Source organism: Parapedobacter soli, assembly GCF_025460835.1.
Classification (GTDB): domain Bacteria; phylum Bacteroidota; class Bacteroidia; order Sphingobacteriales; family Sphingobacteriaceae; genus Parapedobacter; species Parapedobacter soli.
In genome coordinates this window covers 13,432-35,007 of the sequence record NZ_JAMXAY010000010.1, presented here as the reverse complement: position 1 = coordinate 35,007, position 21,576 = coordinate 13,432, and the positions used below count along the sequence as shown (strand labels likewise).

The window sequence follows — 21,576 nt, the reverse complement described above, 5'->3', positions numbered from 1 at the left end:
CATTATATTTCGATAAAATTGTCTGCTATTTCTATTTTTGAAAGTTTACGAATGCATTTTCGTACGATTGAACTATAAAAATATGGCCAGTAGACTGTGTCTCTTAATCGTGGTATTTGCTTTTCATTATGCGAACAGCATAGCCCAAAGCCTGTTTTTCGAACATTTGGGTGTAAAGGAGGGATTGTCACAATACACCATCCACGATATTTATCAAGATGAGTTCGAGCAGATGTGGATTGCTACCAATGACGGCTTGAACCGATATGATGGAAATACCATTGAAACTTTCAGGCCGGATATCGCCACCCCCAATGGCCTCTTCGGCAATAATATCCAAAGTGTCACCGGAAACAAGAACGGTAAACTATTCCTGCAATGCCAAGCCGGCCTCGTGGCGTATGATCTTAGAACCCAACTTTTCACGATACTCACAAAGACGGGGGTATATTGTCAATATTATGGAAATAACCGACTATGGATTGGTAGCGAGAACACTATACGTTATCTGGATGAAACGACCAACCAAATTGAATTGTACAAAACATTAGATAGTAAAATACAGGTCCGTACGTTCTTGGAACTTGCCGATGGAAGCCTATATATCGGCACAAATACCGGCGTACTGTTTCTGGACAAAAACGCGAAAGTTGCAAATGTGATAGCAGATGTTTTTGTAGTATGCCTCTACGAAGACCACATGAAACGGATATGGGTGGGGACGCTCGAAGACGGCTTATATTGCATAGATTCCAAAAATGAGGTGACCAATTACCGGCATATAAAAGGAGATGCCAAGTCTGTTTCGAGCGATTTTATCCGTGCAATATGCCAGGATGACCTCGGCAGTTTCTGGATCGGAACATTCAACGGCCTCGATTCGTTTAACCCCGAAACCAAAGAGTTCCGAAATTACAAATATTCAAACATTGACAATAATTCGCTAAGTGACCTTTCTATTTGGTGTATCAAAAAGGATATCCAGGGGTCCCTTTGGATCGGTACTTATTTTGGCGGCGTTAATATATTCAATCCTGAATTTTCATTCAATCGATTTTTCAGGCCGATGGGTAACTCCAATGGGCCCAATAGCGCCATCATCAGTAAAGTGGTAGAAGACAAGGAAGGCAATCTCTGGATAGGTTCTGACTATGGGGGAGTAAATTTTTACGATGTAGAGAAAAATACCTTCAGCTATTACACCCAAGAGGAAAATGCAAACTCTATTTCTTCAAATACCATAAAGGATCTTTATCTGGACTATGAGAACGATTGCCTCTGGATAGGGTCACATCTGGGCGGGTTAGACCGGCTGGACCTGAAAACGAAAAACATAGAAAGGATTGCGTTCGACGCGGGAAACCGGGCCCGGAACAACTACGTCCGAGCCATCGCGAAATACCAAGATTACTTACTTTTAGCTACGCATGACGCTGTCCAGAAATATCACATCCCTACCGGGAAAGTAAAGCCGCTATTGAGCGAAAAGCTGGAGTTTAACAGAGGACAAGTATGGGACTTGCTGATCGATAAAAATGATTGCCTGTGGTTTTCCATACACGGCTCGATATATAAATATAATCTGAGAAGTGATAAGTTGGTCCCATTAAAAGAGCCCCTAACGATCGACCGGGGGGTGTTTTTTGAAGATAAAACGGGGAATATGTGGGTAGGAAGTGCTGGGAACGGACTTTTCAGGGTGGACGGCAAGACCGGTGATATTGTTAACTTCCATGCCCAAAATTCGGAGCTCGCGGACAATTATATCCTGGCCATAGAAGAGTCTTCAACTGGATATATACTGATGACAACAAATAACGGCTTGTCACGCTACGAACCTGGGAAAGGTGTGTTTTATAATTACAATAACAACCAGTTTTTCCCTTTTACGGCGTTTAACGAAAAAAGCCTTTGTGTACGAAAAAACGGAGATATTGTTTTAAGCAGCCTGTCCGGCATGATGATCATCTCGGATAAGGATTTGTTGCTCACCCCAAAACCCTACCGGATTAACCTTACGTCGCTCAGTATAAATAATGAACGTGTATTCCCTGCAGCAAACAACGAATTACTTGCGAATTCTATCATCGTGACCGATGAACTCGTCCTAAAGGAGAATCATTCTGTTATTTCCATTGATTTTGCCGTTTCAAATTACATCAATGCGTTGCGCTCTGAAGCGCAGTATATGCTGATTGGCTTTGACCGGGACTGGATTGATGCAAAATCGTATAATAACATTACTTATACCAACCTAAGCTCCGGAAATTATACGTTAAAAATAAGAAGCATTGACCCGGTATCGGGCCAAGAGCTGGCGAGCAGGAACCTTACACTGGTCATCAAACCGTATTTCTACAAAACCTGGTACGCGTATCTCTTTTATTCGTTGGCTGTTCTCGGAGTTTTATACTTGATATATATCCAATTGCGGTTGAGGGATTCGTTAAGGCATGCCGATTTGCAATCCAAACATGCGGAAGAGATGAATCAGTCGAAACTGCGCTTTTTTGTCAATGTCTCACACGAAATACGGACGCCAGTAACGTTAATCATTGCCCAACTGGATAACCTAATCAATAAATCAACAAGTATCCCGCAAACGGCGATGCATAAGTTGATGGGCATCAAGCGGAATGCCTCCAATCTGAAAAATCTGATTAATGAACTCCTCGATTTCAAAAAGCAGGAGGAACCATACGTACCGCTCGAAATAGCCGAACTGGATATCGTGAAATACTTGAATGATATATTCCTTTCTTTTCAAGATTATGCAGGCTCACTGAATATCAATACCTCATTCTTAAGTACAGAAGATTCAATCACCGTATACGCTGACCCCGCCCAAATGAACAAGGTATTCTACAACTTGCTTTCGAATGCCTTTAAGTTCACGCCATCGGGCGGTGCTGTGTCAATGATTATAAAGAAAATGAATAAAGCGGTGGAAATCACGGTGGAAGATACAGGTGTCGGCATTAAACAGGAGCATATATCCCTTATTTTTAATCGGTTTTTTAAAGGGCAAGATGCTGTTAGCAACACCCATGCACTCGATTTGGGTACAGGAATCGGTCTTTCTCTGGTAAAAGATATTGTAGAGCAACACCAGGGAACGATCAGTGTGCTAAGCAATGTCGGAAAAGGAACCGTCTTCAAGGTTTCGTTGCCCCTTGGATCGGCACATTTCGACAGCAACGTCATCACCACCGCAGAAGCAGCGTACCATGCGTCGGCTCTTCCGGAATCAGCACTGTACGTGTCTGGCAATGGAACAAAAACGTCAAAGAAAAGTAGTACAATCGTGATTGTCGAAGACAACGACGAGATGCGGATGCTTCTGGAAGAAATATTCACCCCTTTATATCATGTGGTGGCATTAGCTAATGGAAAAGCCGCTATGCATCGGATTAAAGAAGTGGGGCCAGACCTCGTCTTATTGGACTTGATGCTTCCGGATATTCCAGGAATCGAACTTTGCAGGAAATTAAAAGCCGACTTAGCAACTAAGGGCATACCGGTGGTTTTATTGACAGCAGTAGCCGCCCCTGAGAAAAAGATTGAAGCATTGCAAATCGGTGCGGACGATTTCGTCATCAAACCTTTTGACACCAATGAACTGATAGCAAGGGTCAATGGATTGATAAACAATCGAATTGCCCTGAAAGATACATTAGTTTCGTTGGGCGGTTTAAATGGTAAGGTGTTGTCGGTAAACGTACAAGGACAGCAATTTATTGAACGTGCTGGTGATGTGGTTCTGAATAACCTGGATGACCCCGCTTTTGGCATTGATAAATTTGCTGCCGAACTGGGCATCAGCAGGAGCTCGCTCTTTACGAAAATAAAAGAAATAACCGGTCAGACGCCCAATGACTTCATCACCGAAACGCGCCTGAAGAAAAGTATGCGTCTGTTGGATGAAAACAGACACGAGTCGGTCGCAAATATTGCGTTTGCAGTGGGATTTAATGATCCTTCTTATTTCATCCGGCTATTTAAGGGGTATTTTGGTGTAACACCCGGCCAGTATAAAGCTAAGCTTAATTAACGGCCCAAAAAGGCTACCTTTGTATCATGAGCAACTACGCCGTTATTTTTGACATGGACGGGGTCATCGCAGACACCAATCCTTACCACACTGAGGCATTCAAGCAGTTTTTCGACAAATACCAAGTTGACTACTCCCAGGAAGAGTTTGAAGACCATATGTATGGCAAACACAATGACTATATCATGCGTTATTTTTTCAAACGTCCGCTAAGCGATGGCGAGCTAAAACAGCTATCGGAAGAAAAAGAGGCGCTATTCCGGGAGATTTACGCTGATTCGGTTGCTCCGATAGCGGGTCTTCCCGACTTTCTGGATGAGCTTAAAACAGCGGGTTATCGCTTGGGTGTGGCAACGTCTGCCCCCCGCGCTAATCTCGATTTCATTATCGACAAACTCTCCTTACGTACCTATATGGACGCTATTTTGTCTAGTGAAGACGTGACCGCCTACAAGCCTGACCCCCAAATTTACCTCAAATCGGCCGAGACACTCCAAGTGGAGCCTGCACATTGCGTGGTTTTCGAAGACTCGCATTCTGGGGTTTCTGCGGCGCTCAATGCGGGCACAACAGTGGTCGGGGTACTTACTTCACATACAGCAGATGAACTTCCTCCCTGTAAACGTTACGTCCACGATTATCGCAAAATCGGAGCGGTAGATATCAACCAGCTATTAACGGGACACGATGCTTAATTTCCCGGAGCTGCTCCAGGGGCCGCTGGAATGGTCCGTCTTTTTAGTGTGTGCCATGCTTATCGGCATGTCCAAAACAGGTGTCCCAAACCTAGGTACATTTACGGTGCCCGTTTTTGCGCTGTTATTCGGGGCCAAGGCTTCCACCGGCGTGGTGTTACCGATGCTTTGTTTCGCAGACCTAATGGCCGTGATCTACTACCGCAAGAAGTTCCATCGCGACCTGGTGCTTAAGCCGATGCCTTGGGCGTTGCTTGGGTTAGTGGTGGCGCTGGTAGCTGGCCACCTTATCCCGCAGTCGGGTTTCAAGGTGATGATGGCGGTATGCATCCTTCTGGGAATAATCACGATGCTGGGTACCCGTAAGCCGGAGCGGGCTGATGCGTTCACGGGGTCGGTATGGTTTGCTCCGGTAATGGGTTTCCTGCTCGGTTTTTCAACGATGATCGGCAATGCGGCCGGTCCTCTTCTTGTCGTTTACCTACTCGCACTCAGGCTACCAAAATTCGGGTTTGTAGCCACGGGAGCATGGTTTATCATGATACTGAACTATCTAAAAATACCTCTCCAAATCCTCGTTTGGGATAATGTTTCATGGGATGGCCTATTACTCAATGCTGTAGCTATACCATTCATCCTATTAGGTGGCATATTGGGCATCTTTGTTGTCCGCATACTACCAGAACAACGATTCCGGATGGTGATGATGGCCTTGACGGTGGTTTCCACACTGATATTATTGCTTTAGTGCCGCCTAATAGACGGCAGCTCCCGGTCAACCGAGTTTTTCTTTAAAGAAGTCGACAGTCCGCTGCCACGCGAGTTTTGCGGCTTCCGGGTCGTACCGTGGTGTCGTATCGTTGTGGAATCCATGGTTGGCACCGGCATACATATACATAGTATATTCCTTGTGGTTTGACTTCAATGCTTGTTCATAAGCTGGCCATCCTTCATTTACCCGCGTATCTAACTCAGCGTAGTGTAACTGCAAAGCAGCCGTTATTCTAGATACCTCCGCCGTAGGTGGTTGGCCACCGTAAAATGGTACAGCTGCCTTCAAATCGGATATACGTACAGCCATCATGTTGGAAATCCACCCACCAAAACAGAAGCCTACTACCCCAATGTTGCCATTGCATGATTGCTGTTGTTTCAGGAACGCCGCGGCCGCAATGAAGTCTTCAAGCATTTCGTCGCGATCCCGCTTACTTTGCATTTGGCGGCCTTCATCGTCGGTGCCTGGATACCCCCCTAGCGGTGTCAATGCATCTGGTGCCAAGCTTACGAAACCGGCAACCGCTGTCCTACGGCACACATCTTCGATGTGCGGGTTCAGCCCCCTGTTTTCGTGTACCACCACGATACCGCCAAGTTTCTGATTATTGCCTTTCGGCATACACAGCAAACCCCTGATCGTACCTCCGCCTTTGGGTGAAGGGTATTCGATATACGTTTCCTCAATGCGCGGATCACCTGCTTTCACTTGGATGCGTTCCTGGTAATTTGGCATCAAAAAACTCATTAATGCAGGTACCGTTACGGCACCTCCGGCATAAGCCGATAACCTGTGTACAAACTCTCGCCGCGATAACCGACTGTGCGCATAATCGTCGTAGAGGTCGAAGACTTCCTGCTTAATGTCTTCTTTTTTTAGCTGTTGCATCTCTTCTTTTTTTACGGTTAACTTTTCCATTTTTTTTTGCCCCCGCTCCAAGGGGCAACGGCCGGATATACCCATAAAAGTAAATAAAAATCATTGATTCGCTGATTTCCATTGCTGTTTTTCCAAGTCTTTGATCAGTTTCTTGAGGTTGATTCCCTTGCCTAATACCGGTTTGAATATATCGCCTTCGGAGCGGATGCGGTCCAGCGACTTCCGTTCCAGCAGGCTGAAGTCAGGCCTAGTTCAAGAAAGCACCGATATATTCAAAGGCCTCAACCAAGTGCTCGGGTGGGATACCGTGCCCCCCGGAATACGTAAAGACCGTGTGTTCAACTTCGTTGCCGGCAAGTGCATCACGAAATTCATAAGCCTGCGAAACTGGCACTAATTCATCTTCTGTGCCGTGCAATAAAAGGAATTTCGGGCTGGACGATGTGACAAAATTGATTGGCGACGCCTGTTCGTATCGATTGCCTTGATCGGTGGGCCTACCGCCCATGAAGGCAGCGACAATCAATTTGGCTTCCGTACTTCCGTATTCATAAAGCGATTGCATGTTGTAGACACCAGCAATCGCAATACAGCCTTTGATATGGCTGTTGCTGTTGTGTTTCAGCGTATGAAGTGCGGCCAGGTGCGCCCCCGCACTGCCGCCGGCCAAGTACGTGTCTGAAGACAATTGGTACGATTCCAATTGACGATACAGGTAATCCATCGCCTGCTTTACGTCATTTTCTGCAGCCGGGTATCGGTTTTCGTCGCCATTCACAAGCCGATAATTCAGATTCACCAGTGCAAAGCCGGGGAAATATACTTTCAGCGTCTGTAAATTTTCGTCTGTAAACTGAAAGTCGTCTTTATCGCCTGCCACCCAGCCACCACCGTGGATAAAAACGACAATCTTTGTCGCCGCCTGTGATCTGCCTGCGGGAAGGTAAACATCCATCCGCTGTTGCGCGTGTCCCCCGTATGTCACATCTTTCAAGATGACGTCTTCTGCTACCGGATACACCTCCGGTGCTGTATCTTTGGTACAACCCCACAGGGACAGGGCGGCAATAAACAGCGGTATGACAGAAAAGTTAATGGTCTTCATCGTCTGCGTTTAAAAATACGCCGCAATCCTTGTGCCTAAACTGGCCGAAAAAAGTAGTGTTAGAGAAAAGCCCCGAATCCGGGAGGACTGGGGCTTTCAAACTAACCAATTATTAAACCTAAATTATGAAAAAAAGACTCTTTTACTGATTTCTATTAAGAACGTATATTACTGTCGGGTATTGTGTGTGGTGCATTATTTTTTTGTAACTTGTGCAGTAACTACGCAAATAATGCCATTTCCGGTTTATGTACACCGTCGGGCGTGGTATAAAACGGCCTCCCCTCCACCATCGCATGTTTCTGCGGGTCTATACCCAAGGCATGGTAAATCGATTGGTGGATCTGCTCAATCCGGATGGGATTCTCGATGGTCTTACAAGGTCTTTCGTCAGCTGTTTTTCCAAATACCGACCCTTTCTTTATTCCCCCACCAAACATCAATATGGAGCAACCATCGGTAAAATGGCGGTGCATACCGTAATTACGGATATCATTGATTACATCCGGTTGGTCTACCTGGTGCTTCACTTCTGCTCCCGGACGGCCTTCCATAACCATGTCTCGGCTAAATTCACTGGCGATGATAATCAGTGTACGGTCCAAATGCCCGCTGCGGTCCAGATCTTTGATGAGCTGGGCGACAGGTGCATCGATAAGCTTTTTCATATCTCCCACACGGACATGGCCATTTTCGTGGGTGTCCCACCCCATAAATGGCTCATATTCGGTAGTTACGCTAATAAATCGGGCTCCTTGTTCGACCAGCCTGCGGGCCATCAAACATCCGAGTCCGAATTTACCCGTATTGTACACGGCATATTGTTCCTCAGGCTCTTCCCGGAGGTCGAATGCCTTGGCTTCGGGCGATTTAAGCAACATATATGCCTGTTCCATCGATCTTTTGAATGATTCCTTCTGATAATCGCTGCCAAAGTCGCCAATGGGATGTTTATCGAGCAACTCGGTATACAGCTGGTTACGCCGTTCGAATCGGCTAAACGACATGCCTGCGGGTGGCTTTACGGCATCGAGACCTGCCGATGGATCAGGAATCATAAATGGGCCGTATTCACTACCCAAGAACCCCGCCGTATGGAATGCCTTGAGTTCCTCGGCCTCCCCTACTGTCATCCGCTGACCAATATCTATAAAGGCCGGAATTACCGGGTTCTTCGGTCCCAGTTCCTGTGCTATCCAAGCGCCGATATGTGGGGCCGACACTGTTTGTGGAGGTTCATAACAGGTATGCCAATGGTATTGGTGCCGAGAATGCAGGATGTGTCCGAGATCGGCAGCTACGTATGAGCGGATCAGTGTACCCCTATCCATCAGCGAGGCTATGGACTCGAGTCCCTCCGAAAAATAGATGTCATCCAGCGCCGTTGGGATAGACGGGAAAGTGCTCAGCACCCGATTAGAATCCAGTCCTTTTTCGTACGGCGTGTACGCCTTAGGGTCGAACGTGTCCGTGTGGGCCATTCCGCCGGCCATCCACAGCAGGATGACAGCGTCTGCACTTGCCTGCTTTCCGGAGCACGAATTCAAGAATCCCGCGAGCGGCGCACCCGCAGCCAATGCACCCAAGGTGCCGGCAGTGGCAGTTTTCAAGAAATCCCGCCTGTTGTAGTATCGGTTCATAGCTATATTATTCGATAAATTGAAATTCGGGCAACAACACGACAGACCATAGTAAATCCTGTACACCGGTTGCATCCATCTCCGATCCCAATATTTTATGTGAGACATGCTTTTCGTCCTCCGACGGTAGGCGGCCAAGACTTTGCATAAATAGTGCTGCAATAAGCTCGTCTGCACCCTGGTAAGCTGCCAGCCATTCCCGTGCACCTGCGATCAATGTTTCGTTCAATAGGGCCCCATTGGTCAACTCCATTGCTTGTAGAAGCGTAGCTTGCCCATCGCGCACGCTAATGATATTCTCGCGGCTAGGACGGCCAAGCGCGGTCAGAAACGGGTCGTTTTGCACCAACACTGCACGAACAAACGGGTGGGCCTCCTTATATGATGCCGTGTCGCCTTGCGGATTATACTTCAAGGATGTAGTGTGATACATTGGATGGACGATCATGCTGATGGCATCTGCATACTGTTCGGCGGTAAGCTTCCTTTTCAATACCCCTGTAAACACAAAATCAGGTTTGTTGATCGTCGCCGGATCGGCTATGGCTACAGATGGAAGCTGGTAGGTTTTCGACGTGGTAATCAGGTAAAGCAAATGCTTCAAGTCATATGCGTTATCCACGAAATACACAGCCAGCCAATCCAGGAGATCCCGGCTCCATGGTTCGTTGTCCATCTCGTCCGTTGGCGCCACGATACCGCGTCCCATCAGCTGCGCCCATATCCGGTTTACCAGCGTGCGATATAGGCGTCCGTTTTCCGGCTGTGTAAGCAATTGCGCGAGTTCGCGCGACTTCTCCTCGACCGACCCGTTTTTTGTAATGTTTCCCAGCTCGGGCCAAAGCAACCTCGTGTCGGCCAGTTGTCCAGTAGGGATATCACAGCGGGCTATTTCCAGCTGTTGTTCGGAAAAGATGTTGGCAAACGCATAAGCGTCGTCGAGTTTCCAGTCGCTCACAAAACTATCATGGCAGGAGGCACATTTTAAATTCACACCCAACAGTGCCTGCGATACGTTTTGAGCGGCCTGCATTGCGGTAGTTTGGCTGCTATTGACAGCCCCCCGCCATTGGATGCCCTTAATAAAGCCTTTTGACGATTCATCGGGGTCCAGCAGCTCCTGCACGAACTGGTCGTAAGGCTTGTTGTCTACGAGCGCCCGGTATAACCAATCGGAAATATTGAAGCGTCCGTTGGTGATATAGCCCGGCCCCGTATAATCGTTGCGGAGCAAATCATTCCAAAAAGTAGTCCAATGCAAGGCGTAGTCGTCGTTGCGCCCCAACAGCTCGGCTGCCACCCGCGCCCGCTTATCGGGCTGTATGTCTTCTTCGAAATCGCGTAGTTGCTGCGGTGTGGGTAGCAAACCAATCAAATCAACGTAAATGCGCCGGAGGAATATCCGGTCGTCTACCACGTCGGGCCATGTGAGCTGATTGCCTCCGAAATAATCATTGACCCATCGGTCAATGGGATTTTCTAACCCTTTCGCCAATGCCGGCAAATCGGGGCGTCGCGGTGCCAGTGGCGCCATGGGAAAAATCCCTTTGATATGTTCCGGCCAAGGTGCGCCTTTCGCAACCCAGAGTTTGACCAGATTTACTTCGTTATCATCCAGCGGCTTGCCTTTTCCGGGCATGGCCTCCTTATGTCCCGCCGGCAGCGTGATACGCCGCACCAGTTCACTGTTATTTACATCGCCCGGTACGATGACAGGCCCAGACTCACCACCCAGGAAAACAAGTTCCCGCTGGTCGAGGCGCAATTTCCCTTCCGTTTTATCGCTGCTATGGCATTGGAAACAGCGGTGTGCGAGCACGGTGCGGACGACCATGTTCAGCTGGGCTTCCTGCTGTTCGTCCAAGGTATCGAGCTGCGCGAACGACTGCCATGCTACCGTGGTCGGGGGGCCACCCAAAGCAGCGGCTATCCTTTCGTCGTCACCCCCCCAAGGCGTAACCCCCAGCAGGTAATCCTGACCGTGGGTAAGGGACCCTCCATAGTGGCCCGCAAGGAATACCCCCACGGATGAAAGAAGCAAGGTAAATTGGTATACCTTGATAAATGCCGTTCGCTTTTTGTGGACCACCATCCATAGCAGCAAGCCAGCTAACGCGCCAAGCACTGCCGTGGCGGTCCCGGCCCATTGATGGGCGTTGAATGTATCGCCACCATACTCGCCGGTCCAAGCAAGCAACCAGCCACATAACGCAGCAATGACGGCACTTGAACTGCCGATGAAGACGAGCCAATTGATACCGCTCCGCAGTTGCGATTGGAAGCGGCGGAAAGTCAACAACTCCATCACGGTAGCGATTAATAACAACGATACCGGAAAATGCACCAGCATGGGGTGCATCCGCCCCGCTAACTCCCAGCCCCACCAAATATCAACCGATCCGATCATAGGTAATTGACGATGTGCGAGCCCATAATTCCTGTTCGTTTAATCATACACTGGTTTATAATATGTCGTTTACCAACTAAAGTACGTAAAAAAACCGGGAAAGCATCCTGTACTTTCCTGCTGTCGTCGCCGTTGTGTCTGGTTTCCGATTCAGGTGACCGTCCTCGAAGTATCGATATATGCAAGGCTTCTTTATGTTATTCAGTGTGAAGTAAAAAACTCAAACCAATTTCTTAAATTCGCACTGGAAGAACGAAAGGAATGATTGCATAGATGCAGCTGACCAAGCTCGAAATAAAGGGGTTTAAAAGTTTTGGCGATAAGATCACCATTCATTTCAATGAGGGTGTCACCGCTATCGTAGGACCTAACGGTTGCGGGAAATCGAACGTGGTGGATGCCATACGCTGGGTATTAGGCGAGCAAAGCACGCGTGTTTTACGCTCCGAAAAGATGGAAAATATCATCTTCAATGGTACCAAAAGCCGTAAGGCGGCGAATCTGGCCGAAGTATCGCTCTCGTTCGACAATACCAAGAATATTTTACCAACTGAGTTTTCGCAGGTAACCATTACCCGGAAGCTATACCGGAGTGGCGAAAGCGAATACCGGCTCAATGATGTGAAGTGCCGACTGAAAGATATCACCGACCTTTTCCTCGATACGGGGATTGGTGCGGATACCTATTCCATCATCGAGTTAAAAATGATCGATGAGATCATCAACAATAAAGAGAACTCACGGCGGATACTGTTTGAAGAAGCCTCTGGAATTTCTAAATATAAAGTTCGCAAAAAGCAGACACTCAACAAATTAAGAGATACAGAAGGTGATCTGGAGCGTGTGGATGACCTGCTATTCGAAATCGAAAAGAACCTCAAAACACTGGAAAACCAAGCCAAGAAGGCCGAGCGATATTATCGGATCAAAGAAGAGTATAAAGTGTCGAGCATTGCACTGGCTACTTATCGCATCGGCCATTTCAAAGAGTCGTTGGCATCGCTCGACGCCCAAGAGCTCGCTCACCGTGCCGAGCAGACACGCATCGGCACAGCAATCGCGACACTGGAAGCGCTCACCCAACAGCTGAAGCAGGAGAGCCTGGCTAAGGAAAAAAATCTAGCGGCGCAGCAACGAGCCACAAACGAATACGTGGCCAAGATACGCGCGTATGAAAGTGATAAGAAGGTGAAGAACGAGCAGCTCCGGAACCTGAAAGATAAAGAAGCGAGGATCAGTAACGAGCTCGCACAGGACCGGCAGCAACTCAATCATGTGCTGTACAACATTAAGCGCCTCAATGAAGAGCACCTCGAAGCTCAACAAAAACTAAATGCAATCACCATCACTTTGGAGCAGCGCCGAGCGGAGGTGGACGAACTACGTGGCCAGCAGCATAGCACTAAGCAAAAACTCGACGGCACGATACGTCGGCACAATGAGGAGCAGAATGCAATCTATAAACTGGAAAAGGAAATAGCCGTACTACGCATCCAACATGATGCGCTCGAACAGGAGAGCCTTCGGAATGTAACCGACGCTGAATCCAAAGCCGCAGAGCTCGACCAATTCAATGTATTGGTTGCTGAGCTGGAAGACCAAACGGAAGCCGTACAACAAACATATAATGCCGCTTACGACGCTGAAACCGCCCTACAACAACGGCTGGATGCTACAGAGAAGGCTATTCAATCCCTCAAAGAGGGCCTGATACACGACAATCGACAACTCGACGCCAAGCAAAACGAATACAACCTCACCAAGTCGTTGGTAGATAACCTGGAGGGATTTCCTGACTCAATACGCTTCCTTCGTAAAAATGCCGGGTGGAAAAACCAATATCCCCTATTTTCGGATATCCTTTTCTGCCAGGAAGAATATCGGGTTGCCATCGAGAACTACCTGGAGCCTTACATGAACCATTATGTCGTTCAACGGCTGGACGAGGCTGTACATGCCATCCGGTTATTGAGCGACGCAGCACGTGGGCGTGCCAATTTCTTCGTGCTCGACGCCATCGGCAACCATGGGGATACGATGCCGGTGCTCAAGCCCGGCGAGCGGCTCATCTCAGCGCTCGAGATTATCAGCGTGGAAGAACAATACCTCCCCCTCTGCCGCACATTGCTTAACAACGTGTATCTCCTTGAGAACGAGGACGAGTTAGCGACAGCCAGTAAACTACCTCAGGAGGATATTGTACTCCTCCATAAAAGCGGCAAGTTCAGCAAAAATAGGCTAGGCTTATCGGGCGGCTCCGTAGGGTTATTCGAGGGCAAGCGCATCGGCCGAGCAAAGAACCTGGAAAACCTGACAAAAGAAATCAAATCGTTGGGCCTGCGTATTGCCAAGCAACAGGAGGCGTTGGATGACGCTATCCAACAGGTGACCGTGATGAAAAGCAGCTCCAAAAAAGCGGATATCGAAGAATTGACCCGTCAGCTAAACCGCCTGAATAATGAACTGGTATCTGTAAAAACCAAGCAGGAACAGTATGCGGCCTTCATCACCAATAGCCAGAACCGGAAACAAGATATCGAACAGAAGATGATGAGTATAGCTGCAGACCTGCGTGCGGCCGAACCCAGAATCGTGAAGTTGAACGAAGAAAGAGAGCGTACGGGTGCCGAACTACAAGAAATGCAGATTACTTACCAAGAACTATCTGATATACTGACCGATAAATCGTCTGAGTTCAACCAAGAGAATATCCGTTTCCACCAACAGCAAAATGCGGTAGCAAGCATAAACAAGGACCTGGAGTACCGCGAAAGTCTACAGGAGACCTACGAGAGCCGGATCGCCAAAAATACAGTGGAATATGAACAGGTGCAAGCAGCCATAAAAGACACGCTGCAGCATGTGGATGATTCCGATGATGATCTCGTTGCAATGTACACCCAGAAAGAAGCCTATGAAAAGGGATTACAGGAAATAGAAGACGATTATTACGCCTCCCGGGGGAAGATAAATGAAACTGAAGAACAAATAACGCATTTGCGCCGGCAGAAAGAACAGGTAGACGTCCTGCTTGATGAACTTCGTGACAAGAAAACAAATCTAAAACTCGACCTCAATGCGTTGAAAGAAAGACTTTCCGTCGAATTCTCCATCGATATCAATGACCTGTCACTGCCCGAGCCCAACGAAGGCGAAACAGTTGCCGTACAGGACGAGGAAACCCTCCGCCAAAAAACCGATAAACTTCGACGGCAATTGGACGACTTCGGAAGCATCAACCCGATGGCGATGGAAGCATACCAAGAGATGAACGAACGCTACACCTTCATCATCAAGGAAAAGCAGGACTTATTGGACGCGAAAAACTCACTACTGGAAACAATCCGGGAAATTGATGATACCGCACGCGATAAGTTCATGTCCGCCTTTAGCAAAGTCCGCGATAACTTCATTACTGTATTTCGCTCCTTATTCAATGAGGAGGATACCTGCGACCTGATTCTTACCGACCCGGAGAATCCCTTGGAGTCCGATATCGACATCATGGCGCGTCCCAAAGGCAAGCGACCATTATCCATTAACCAACTATCCGGTGGGGAAAAGACGTTAACATCGATTGCGCTGCTTTTTGCACTGTACCTTCTTAAGCCTGCGCCCTTCTGTATTTTTGATGAGGTAGATGCACCCCTCGACGATACCAACATTGATAAGTTCAATAACATTATCCGCAAGTTTTCCGACCAATCGCAGTTTATTATCGTCTCGCACAATAAGCGTACGATCGCCAGCACCGATATTATCTATGGGGTCACCATGGTCGAGCAAGGCATTTCCCGTGTGGTTGCTGTTGATATGCGCGAAGTCGCTTGATACATAGCGATGAAATCAATAAGGATATGCCCTAGCGGACATCAGTGCTATTGGATTAACCTTCCGAAAAGCGAGATGACGGGATATTGCCCAATCGCCGGGCCAGCAATTGCCGAAATGGCACCAACTTATTCCACAACCACCGATTAGGGTCTTTCTCATATTCGCCACAGTCAATTGTTTCACAAGAACGACGAAACCTGGCATATAAACCAAACATGAATATATATCTCAGTATTTTACTGTATTTAAGCAACAAATAATCAGCATATAAATGTCCCCATATTTCCACGATGAAGGAATCGTCTTGTATATCAATGTGCTTGCCAAACGCAACCTTATAGTCTGCCTTAATCTCTGCAATTAATGTACTGGTGGCCGCTTCAGGTTGAGCAACCACGGTTTGTTTTAGTGGCCGGTCACTAACAATACGCACCATGCCATCCGCTATTTCCACACGAATGGGCAAGCCGCCGGGCGTATATTGCTTTTCCAACATCCCACTAAGATATGCGAAAATTGTGGTATTACGGTGAGAAATACGTGCAAGGAAACGCTTTAAACAAATAGATTATATATAATATATTATAAATTGATTTACAATAGTTTAAAAAGTATAATTAACCACGAGTTAATGCAAATAAACACCAATATCTAGCGAAAAACATCGTCATTTTTCGGTTTTGACGCTGGTAATCGCTATATTCGTTTTAAAATTTTCGGAACCCTATTTTATTATGTTTGACAAGTCATCTAATCAATATGGGAAAAGGAGATAAGAAAACCAAGCGTGGGAAAATCGTGAACGGAACCTACGGCCGGAGACGGCAGTCGGCCAAGAAACGAAAGAAGTCACAGGAAGCCGCAGCGAAAAAAAACGACGAGAAGTCTATTTAACGGTTGCCATACGCTGTCTAAGTGTTTCATAAAGTACAATGCCTCCTGAAACGGAAACGTTGAGCGATGCGATAGTACCCGTCATCGGGATACGCGCCAATTGGTCGGAAACACGAATCAGGTCATCAGCAATCCCCCGTTCTTCTGAACCGAGGATAAACGCTGTTGGTCCTGAATAATCCAATTCGTAGATGCTATTTTCGGTTTTTTCCGTACAGGCTACTACCTGTATGCCCGATTCCTGGAGGAACCGTGCCGTACGCGATAAATTATCTTCGCGACAAACATTGATTTTGAATAAGGCGCCTGCGGAGGTCTTGATGGCGTCGGGATTGATTTCGGCCGAGCCTTTTCTGGGTACAATGACGGCATGCGCGCCCACGCACTCGGCCGTCCGGGCAATTGCACCGAAATTGCGTACATCGGTAATGCCATCGAGGATGAGGAGCAAGGGCACCTCTCCCCTTTCATATATGAGCGGCACTACATCTTCCACCCGCTGGTAGGTAATGGGTGAGATAACGGCTATTACCCCCTGATGGACTTTGCGCGTCATCCGGTTCAGCTTTTCCACGGGTACCTGCTGGTAACCGATGTCATACTGCCGGAGCAACTGCTTCAGCTCCTGGAACAATGGTCCGGACAATCCCCGTTGAATGAAAAGAGACTCGATTTCTTTTCCGCCATCGATGGCTTCCATGACTGCACGGATACCATACACGTGCTGATTGGTTTCCCGCTTCTCGGATCCTCCCCGCCATTGCCTATACTGCATATACTCTTATTTGCCCGCGCAAGTTACACATAGTTATAGCCAGTTACAATTTTTACCGTCCTATTCGTTCATCGTTTATTTCTATCCAATATCCATCAGGGTCCTGAATATAGAGCTGCTTTACCCCATCCACCCGGACCCCTACTTTACCACGTTCTTGTTGCACATTGTAATATGCCACACCAAACTCATTGAGCCGGCCAACGAACTCGTCTATGGAGGCCACACTGAAGCAGATATGCGTATTCCGTCGGTGCTCAGTGATTTCCGGCGCATCATTGACAAGGTGCAACGATAAACCAGGGCCGATTTTGAACCATTTGTGCTTACCTATCTTAAAAGGTTCGGGTATCGTGTCAAGCTGCAACACCTCTTCGTAGAATGAAGCACTTTTCTTCAAGTCATAAACAGATAGTGCGACATGGTTGAATGCTGTCTTCTTCTCTTGTCCATAGCCATGGAATACGTATCCGAATAAGCATGTACTGACGAAGATGCACCGGATTATAGATTGTTTCATATATCAAACTTAAATAATAAATTATTTTTTTTATTTAACCTCACTCGCCCTTACGGCGTTCTAGTTCAACGACCCGTTTTTCCACAGACTCCATGATCTCAGTCAGGTGGGCCACGGCATCAGCCATCTGGGCATCACCGATTTTTTGTTCCAGGTTTTTCATCCGCATCGCAATCCCATCGAGGCGTACGTGCAGCTCATCCGATTTACTGAAATCTGCGGACTCATGCGGCTCTTTTTTCTTGATAAAAGGCAGTGCTGCAAGGGCCAGTGCGGCGAGGCCGATAATAATGGCAATGTAGGCAATCATAGGATTTTCGTTTTCGGGGTTATCAATCTGATCGGTTAATTGTTCGGGGTATATCGTTTGCAATCCGGCGTGGTCTGGCACCAGTTCTAATGCTGCTGTATCTTCAGCCCCTTCATCCGTGGTCACTGTATTTCCGGATGGCGGCCCAAGGAGGTCGGCCACGCGGGCAGCATAACCGCTGTAGCCTGCTAATTGTTTTCGGTATCCTTTACCCGGTCTATCGAGGATATCTGCGAATATCCGTTCTTTCAAGCGCTGTAGCTCTTCCTTCTTGGTTACCGGAATAGACTGCCAACGGTTATACCATGTTACGATACCCGTTATGGGGTTACTGGACAACTGCTGCCCAAAGCATCCATAATCAAGCGTTTCGCATGTAATCCGAAATGCTGTGTCTTGCGAAACCGTCTTGTCCGTTGCTAAAAAGTTGATGGTTTCCCGGATGAGCTCGTATTTAGCCCTTTCGGCATCCTCCTGTCCAAACGCGTTCCACGCCATCAATGCCAAACACACTAAGGTAAACACACTGTTCCGCATAGTTTTTATTTTCGTTAAAAATTCAAGATGTCGATGGTGTTTTGGATCTTGTCGGTATACATTGTGATAATTATGGCTGTTTTCTATTCTTCATCTAAAAATGTTCCAAACCGCTCAAAGTGGCAGGTATAACCATTGGGCTTTTTAACCAGATAGTCCTGATGGTAATCCTCCGCGGGCCAGAACCTGGTATATGGTTCCAATGTAGTAACCACTTTTCCGTCCCATCGGTTCGATCGATTTACGATGTCTATCATTTCTTCAGCCGTTTGCTTTTCCTCTTCATTTTGATAGAAAATTGCCGATCGATAGCTCGATCCAATGTCGTTACCTTGTCTATTAACCGTTGTAGGATTATGGATACGAAAAAAATAATCCAAAATATTTTTGAAATTGGTTACGGTCGTATCATACGTGATTTCAATCCCCTCGGCGTGGCCGGGATGGTTTTCATAAGTAGGGTTTTCATTTTTTCCACCGATATACCCTACCTCGGTATCTAAAATGCCTTTTTGGTTTCTGAACAGATCTTCCATCCCCCAGAAACACCCACCTGCGATATATACTTTTTTACTATTAGCCATATGTTTGTCGTTTACCTGCTTGTTTAACGTATTCTCTTTCCTTGATTGCTCGTTGCTTGGTCTGTCGTTTATCATTTTGCTTGCCAGAAACGCAAAAGGCAAAACCAAAAGAATGACGGCACCAATGATCACTTTTGTGTTCATAAGCTTGTTTTATATATCGTGGCCGTTTATCAAAACTCAAACGTCGATAAGGATGTTCGGAAATTCATGTATTTCCGGAGCCCTCAATTGCTTCCGGTTTGTGTTTTGATTACCGGTCTCACAACACAAATTTACATACTTTTCAGGAAAGAACGGAGCGAAGCTGCCGAACATACCTCATTTTTTAACGCTGTGCTATTGTCATCTCGTCGACCAAATGGCGGGCTCCCGCAAATTTGTCGATGATGAATAACACATAGCGGATATCAACAGCGATGGTACGCTGGAGTTCCTTATCGAAAATCACGTCACCGGCCATGGCCTCGATGTTGCCATCGAAAGCGATTCCGATCAATTCACCTTTCCCATTGAGTACGGGCGACCCCGAATTACCTCCTGTGATGTCGTTATCGGTAAGGAAATTAATGGGCAGGTTGCCCTCGCGGTCGGCATACTGCCCATAATCGCGGCGCTCGTATAGATCCAGCAGCCGCTCGGGGAGGTCAAACTCCTCGTCGCCCGGCTGATATTTGGCTACTGTTCCTTTCAGTGTCGTGAAATAGTTGGCGCTGGCATCATTGCGTGGATCGGGTGGCAGCGGACTAATTTTTCCATAGGTTAGCCGGAGGGTGCTGTTAGCATCCGGGTAATATTTCTTCTTGGGGTTACGCTTGCGCGTCCCTTCCACATACAGGCGGAAAGCTTTCTGAAATTGCCCATCGAGCTCCTCTTGTTCGGGCGTTGTTTGGCGGTAGCGGCCGAGCAACGTGACCGATAGGCGGTAGAGCGGGTCAGCCTGTACGGCTAACGTATCAGGTCGGGCGAGGAATGCCTCTACCCGCTCCCGGCTCGAGAAGATACTGTTTTCGAAGGCCGCATCGATATATCCGGAGAGGTCGCGGTTATGGTTCCTGTACAGCGAATCGATGTACGGCGGGATCCCGGCTTCAGCGGCCTTCGCTGCATAAAGGTTAAGTAACGCTCCGAGCACATCTTTTTCTAAAGGCAGATAAAGGTTATCGTATGTATTACCGAGGTTGGCGGTAATCTGCTGGGCGACCTCTCGCTGCTTGGCTTCGTTTTGGGTAGCGTAGTATGCTAACGTGTTCCCCAATGAATAAGGCAACGCCGCAAAGGTGCTGGAACGCAGTAATCCGATAAGGTAGTTATCGTGGCGGGCCTTCAAATTGGTTCTCTCATAATATGCATTGATATCGGCTATGACATTGCCGTAGCGCCGGAGGTTTCGCCGTTTCTGGGCCCAGGCATTAAACTTGGCTTCTTCTGCGGCCTTGACGCTAGCGGTTTGGTGTTGGGTAAGTGCGTCGATCATCCCCTGCCGGTTTTTCCAATAATTAGCTACCTGCGAGTACTTGGAAGCATAGTCGAGCTTCACCTTGGGGTCGGCATCCATGTATTTTTTCATCCGATCCATACCGACTTTAGAGGCTTCTACCCAGGCCGGGTATGCATAGTTCACGTTTTGGTTCACGCCGCCGGATGGCATCCAGCGGTTAGTCCGGCCGGGATAACCGAGAATCATGGCGAAGTCTCTCTCCGTGTAACCGTCCAGGCTGACAGTGAGGTGGTACTTCGGCTTCAGTGGCACATTATCCATCGAATACGGCGCCGGATTACCATCTTTATCCGCATACACCCGGAACAGCGAGAAATCACCGGTGTGGCGCGGCCACTCCCAGTTATCGGTATCGCCCCCGAACTTGCCAATACTATTGGGTGGGGCACCTACCAGCCGCACATCGGGGAAATCTTGGTAGACAAAGTAATAATATTCATTACCCTCATAAAATGAGCGTACAGAAACAGTATATTTCCCGTCCTCGTTATTTTCCTGTTCAATCCGGGCAATTTCTTGATTGATGGCCCGTTCGCGATCTGCTTCCGTCATCGTTTCATCCACTACAGCAAGTATCCGTTGGGTAACGTCGTCCATGCGTACGAAAAAACGTACCGAGAGATTTTGGGGTTTCAGTTCTTCACTTTTCGTCGCAGCCCAGAATCCGTTGGTGAGGTGGTCGTTTTGGGGGGTGGAGAGCTCAGCGATTGCACCATAGCCACAGTGGTGGTTGGTGAGTACCAGTCCCTGCCCCGAGACGATTTCGGCAGTACATCCACCGCCAAACTGTACAATGGCATCTTTGATGCTAGAATGGTTGATGCTATAAATCTCTTCAGCGGTAAGCTGGAGACCCATTTTCTGCATGTCGCGTTCATTAAGGCGTTCCAGATGCATTAGGAACCACATGCCCTCGTCAGCATAAACACCTAATCTCAAGGAGGCGAGGAATAATAAAACAATGGCTTTCTTCATAAAACTGTGTGCTAAATTTTTAATTATTTTTCGTGAGGGCTCACCACATGCTCACCTGGTCAAAGCGCGGTACACCATCTTCGACCGCCCATCG

15 protein-coding genes are annotated in these 21,576 nt (G+C 47.7%); 5 read left to right on the top strand and 10 right to left on the bottom strand.

Features of this window, described 5'->3' with window-relative positions; translation table 11 throughout:
- The first annotated feature begins 82 nt into the window (after positions 1-82).
- From NGM62_RS06365 to NGM62_RS06355, 3 genes are read left to right on the top strand one after another with little or no spacing between them, the layout of a single operon-like run.
- Positions 83-4,051, top strand: a complete 3,969-nt coding sequence (locus NGM62_RS06365; protein ID WP_262246664.1) for a hybrid sensor histidine kinase/response regulator transcription factor — start codon at positions 83-85, stop codon at positions 4,049-4,051.
- Between the two features lie 26 nt (positions 4,052-4,077).
- Positions 4,078-4,746 (top strand): HAD family hydrolase, encoded by a 669-nt coding sequence (locus NGM62_RS06360; RefSeq protein ID WP_262246663.1) that lies wholly within the window; start codon positions 4,078-4,080, stop codon positions 4,744-4,746.
- Complete coding sequence (locus tag NGM62_RS06355) at positions 4,739-5,494, top strand: sulfite exporter TauE/SafE family protein (RefSeq protein ID WP_262246662.1); 756 nt, start codon at positions 4,739-4,741, stop codon at positions 5,492-5,494. Before NGM62_RS06360 ends, NGM62_RS06355 begins: the two co-directional genes overlap by 8 nt.
- Positions 5,495-5,521: 27 nt before the next feature.
- Here the strand turns inward: NGM62_RS06355 and NGM62_RS06350 are convergent, their stop codons facing one another.
- From NGM62_RS06350 to NGM62_RS06335, 4 genes are all read right to left on the bottom strand, one after another.
- Positions 5,522-6,439, bottom strand: coding sequence for a dienelactone hydrolase family protein (locus NGM62_RS06350; RefSeq protein WP_262246661.1), 918 nt, complete (start codon positions 6,437-6,439; stop codon positions 5,522-5,524).
- A gap of 208 nt (positions 6,440-6,647) precedes the next feature.
- Positions 6,648-7,505, bottom strand: a complete 858-nt coding sequence (locus tag NGM62_RS06345) for an alpha/beta hydrolase (RefSeq protein WP_262246660.1) — start codon at positions 7,503-7,505, stop codon at positions 6,648-6,650.
- A 221-nt stretch (positions 7,506-7,726) separates the two neighbouring features.
- On the bottom strand, positions 7,727-9,145 hold the full coding sequence (locus tag NGM62_RS06340) for a DUF1501 domain-containing protein (protein WP_262246659.1): 1,419 nt from the start codon (positions 9,143-9,145) through the stop codon (positions 7,727-7,729).
- A gap of 7 nt (positions 9,146-9,152) precedes the next feature.
- Positions 9,153-11,552 carry a DUF1549 domain-containing protein gene (locus tag NGM62_RS06335; protein ID WP_262246658.1) on the bottom strand — a complete coding sequence of 800 codons (2,400 nt, stop codon included), beginning with the start codon at positions 11,550-11,552 and terminating at the stop codon, positions 9,153-9,155.
- A gap of 273 nt (positions 11,553-11,825) precedes the next feature.
- Here NGM62_RS06335 and smc point away from each other — a divergent pair, with 273 nt between their 5' ends.
- The gene (gene smc, locus NGM62_RS06330) at positions 11,826-15,383 is read left to right on the top strand and encodes a chromosome segregation protein SMC (RefSeq protein WP_262246657.1); all 3,558 of its coding nucleotides are present in this window, start codon (positions 11,826-11,828) and stop codon (positions 15,381-15,383) included.
- Between the two features lie 55 nt (positions 15,384-15,438).
- Here the strand turns inward: smc and NGM62_RS06325 are convergent, their stop codons facing one another.
- Positions 15,439-15,882, bottom strand: a complete 444-nt coding sequence (locus NGM62_RS06325; protein ID WP_262246656.1) for a hypothetical protein — start codon at positions 15,880-15,882, stop codon at positions 15,439-15,441.
- 263 nt (positions 15,883-16,145) lie between these two features.
- On the opposite strand from NGM62_RS06325, the gene NGM62_RS06320 reads away from it, so the two are divergent.
- Positions 16,146-16,280 (top strand): 30S ribosomal protein THX, encoded by a 135-nt coding sequence (locus NGM62_RS06320; RefSeq protein ID WP_262246655.1) that lies wholly within the window; start codon positions 16,146-16,148, stop codon positions 16,278-16,280.
- Here the strand turns inward: NGM62_RS06320 and rlmB are convergent.
- The 5 genes from rlmB to NGM62_RS06295 form a co-directional block, all read right to left on the bottom strand.
- Positions 16,273-17,055 carry a 23S rRNA (guanosine(2251)-2'-O)-methyltransferase RlmB gene (gene rlmB, locus NGM62_RS06315; RefSeq protein WP_262246654.1) on the bottom strand — a complete coding sequence of 261 codons (783 nt, stop codon included), beginning with the start codon at positions 17,053-17,055 and terminating at the stop codon, positions 16,273-16,275. The two genes, NGM62_RS06320 and rlmB, sit on opposite strands and share 8 nt — an antisense overlap.
- 52 nt (positions 17,056-17,107) lie before the next feature.
- Complete coding sequence (locus NGM62_RS06310) at positions 17,108-17,575, bottom strand: VOC family protein (protein ID WP_262246653.1); 468 nt, start codon at positions 17,573-17,575, stop codon at positions 17,108-17,110.
- Positions 17,576-17,615: 40 nt separating this feature from the next.
- A complete protein-coding gene (locus NGM62_RS06305) occupies positions 17,616-18,422 on the bottom strand; it encodes a hypothetical protein (RefSeq protein ID WP_262246652.1) in 807 nt (268 codons plus the stop codon).
- Positions 18,423-18,505: 83 nt separating this feature from the next.
- Entirely contained in the window at positions 18,506-19,150 is a 645-nt protein-coding gene (gene msrA / locus NGM62_RS06300) for a peptide-methionine (S)-S-oxide reductase MsrA (protein ID WP_262246651.1), read from the bottom strand.
- A gap of 184 nt (positions 19,151-19,334) precedes the next feature.
- The gene (locus NGM62_RS06295) at positions 19,335-21,482 is read right to left on the bottom strand and encodes a S46 family peptidase (protein ID WP_262246650.1); all 2,148 of its coding nucleotides are present in this window, start codon (positions 21,480-21,482) and stop codon (positions 19,335-19,337) included.
- Positions 21,483-21,576: the final 94 nt, after the last annotated feature.

Excerpts from the sequence above, each read along its gene's own strand:
- NGM62_RS06320 (WP_262246655.1), top strand. The coding sequence starts at position 16,146 with ATGGGAAAAGGAGATAAGAAAACCAAGCGTGGGAAAATCGTGAACGGA.
- NGM62_RS06365 (WP_262246664.1), top strand. The coding sequence starts at position 83 with ATGGCCAGTAGACTGTGTCTCTTAATCGTGGTATTTGCTTTTCATTAT.
- NGM62_RS06340 (WP_262246659.1), bottom strand. The coding sequence starts at position 9,145 with ATGAACCGATACTACAACAGGCGGGATTTCTTGAAAACTGCCACTGCC.
- NGM62_RS06325 (WP_262246656.1), bottom strand. The coding sequence starts at position 15,882 with ATGTTGGAAAAGCAATATACGCCCGGCGGCTTGCCCATTCGTGTGGAA.
- NGM62_RS06360 (WP_262246663.1), top strand. The coding sequence starts at position 4,078 with ATGAGCAACTACGCCGTTATTTTTGACATGGACGGGGTCATCGCAGAC.
- NGM62_RS06350 (WP_262246661.1), bottom strand. The coding sequence starts at position 6,439 with ATGGAAAAGTTAACCGTAAAAAAAGAAGAGATGCAACAGCTAAAAAAA.
- rlmB (WP_262246654.1), bottom strand. The coding sequence starts at position 17,055 with ATGCAGTATAGGCAATGGCGGGGAGGATCCGAGAAGCGGGAAACCAAT.
- NGM62_RS06355 (WP_262246662.1), top strand. The coding sequence starts at position 4,739 with ATGCTTAATTTCCCGGAGCTGCTCCAGGGGCCGCTGGAATGGTCCGTC.
- NGM62_RS06305 (WP_262246652.1), bottom strand. The coding sequence starts at position 18,422 with ATGCGGAACAGTGTGTTTACCTTAGTGTGTTTGGCATTGATGGCGTGG.
- NGM62_RS06310 (WP_262246653.1), bottom strand. The coding sequence starts at position 17,575 with ATGAAACAATCTATAATCCGGTGCATCTTCGTCAGTACATGCTTATTC.
- NGM62_RS06335 (WP_262246658.1), bottom strand. The coding sequence starts at position 11,552 with ATGATCGGATCGGTTGATATTTGGTGGGGCTGGGAGTTAGCGGGGCGG.
- NGM62_RS06345 (WP_262246660.1), bottom strand. The coding sequence starts at position 7,505 with ATGAAGACCATTAACTTTTCTGTCATACCGCTGTTTATTGCCGCCCTG.
- NGM62_RS06295 (WP_262246650.1), bottom strand. The coding sequence starts at position 21,482 with ATGAAGAAAGCCATTGTTTTATTATTCCTCGCCTCCTTGAGATTAGGT.
- smc (WP_262246657.1), top strand. The coding sequence starts at position 11,826 with ATGCAGCTGACCAAGCTCGAAATAAAGGGGTTTAAAAGTTTTGGCGAT.
- msrA (WP_262246651.1), bottom strand. The coding sequence starts at position 19,150 with ATGAACACAAAAGTGATCATTGGTGCCGTCATTCTTTTGGTTTTGCCT.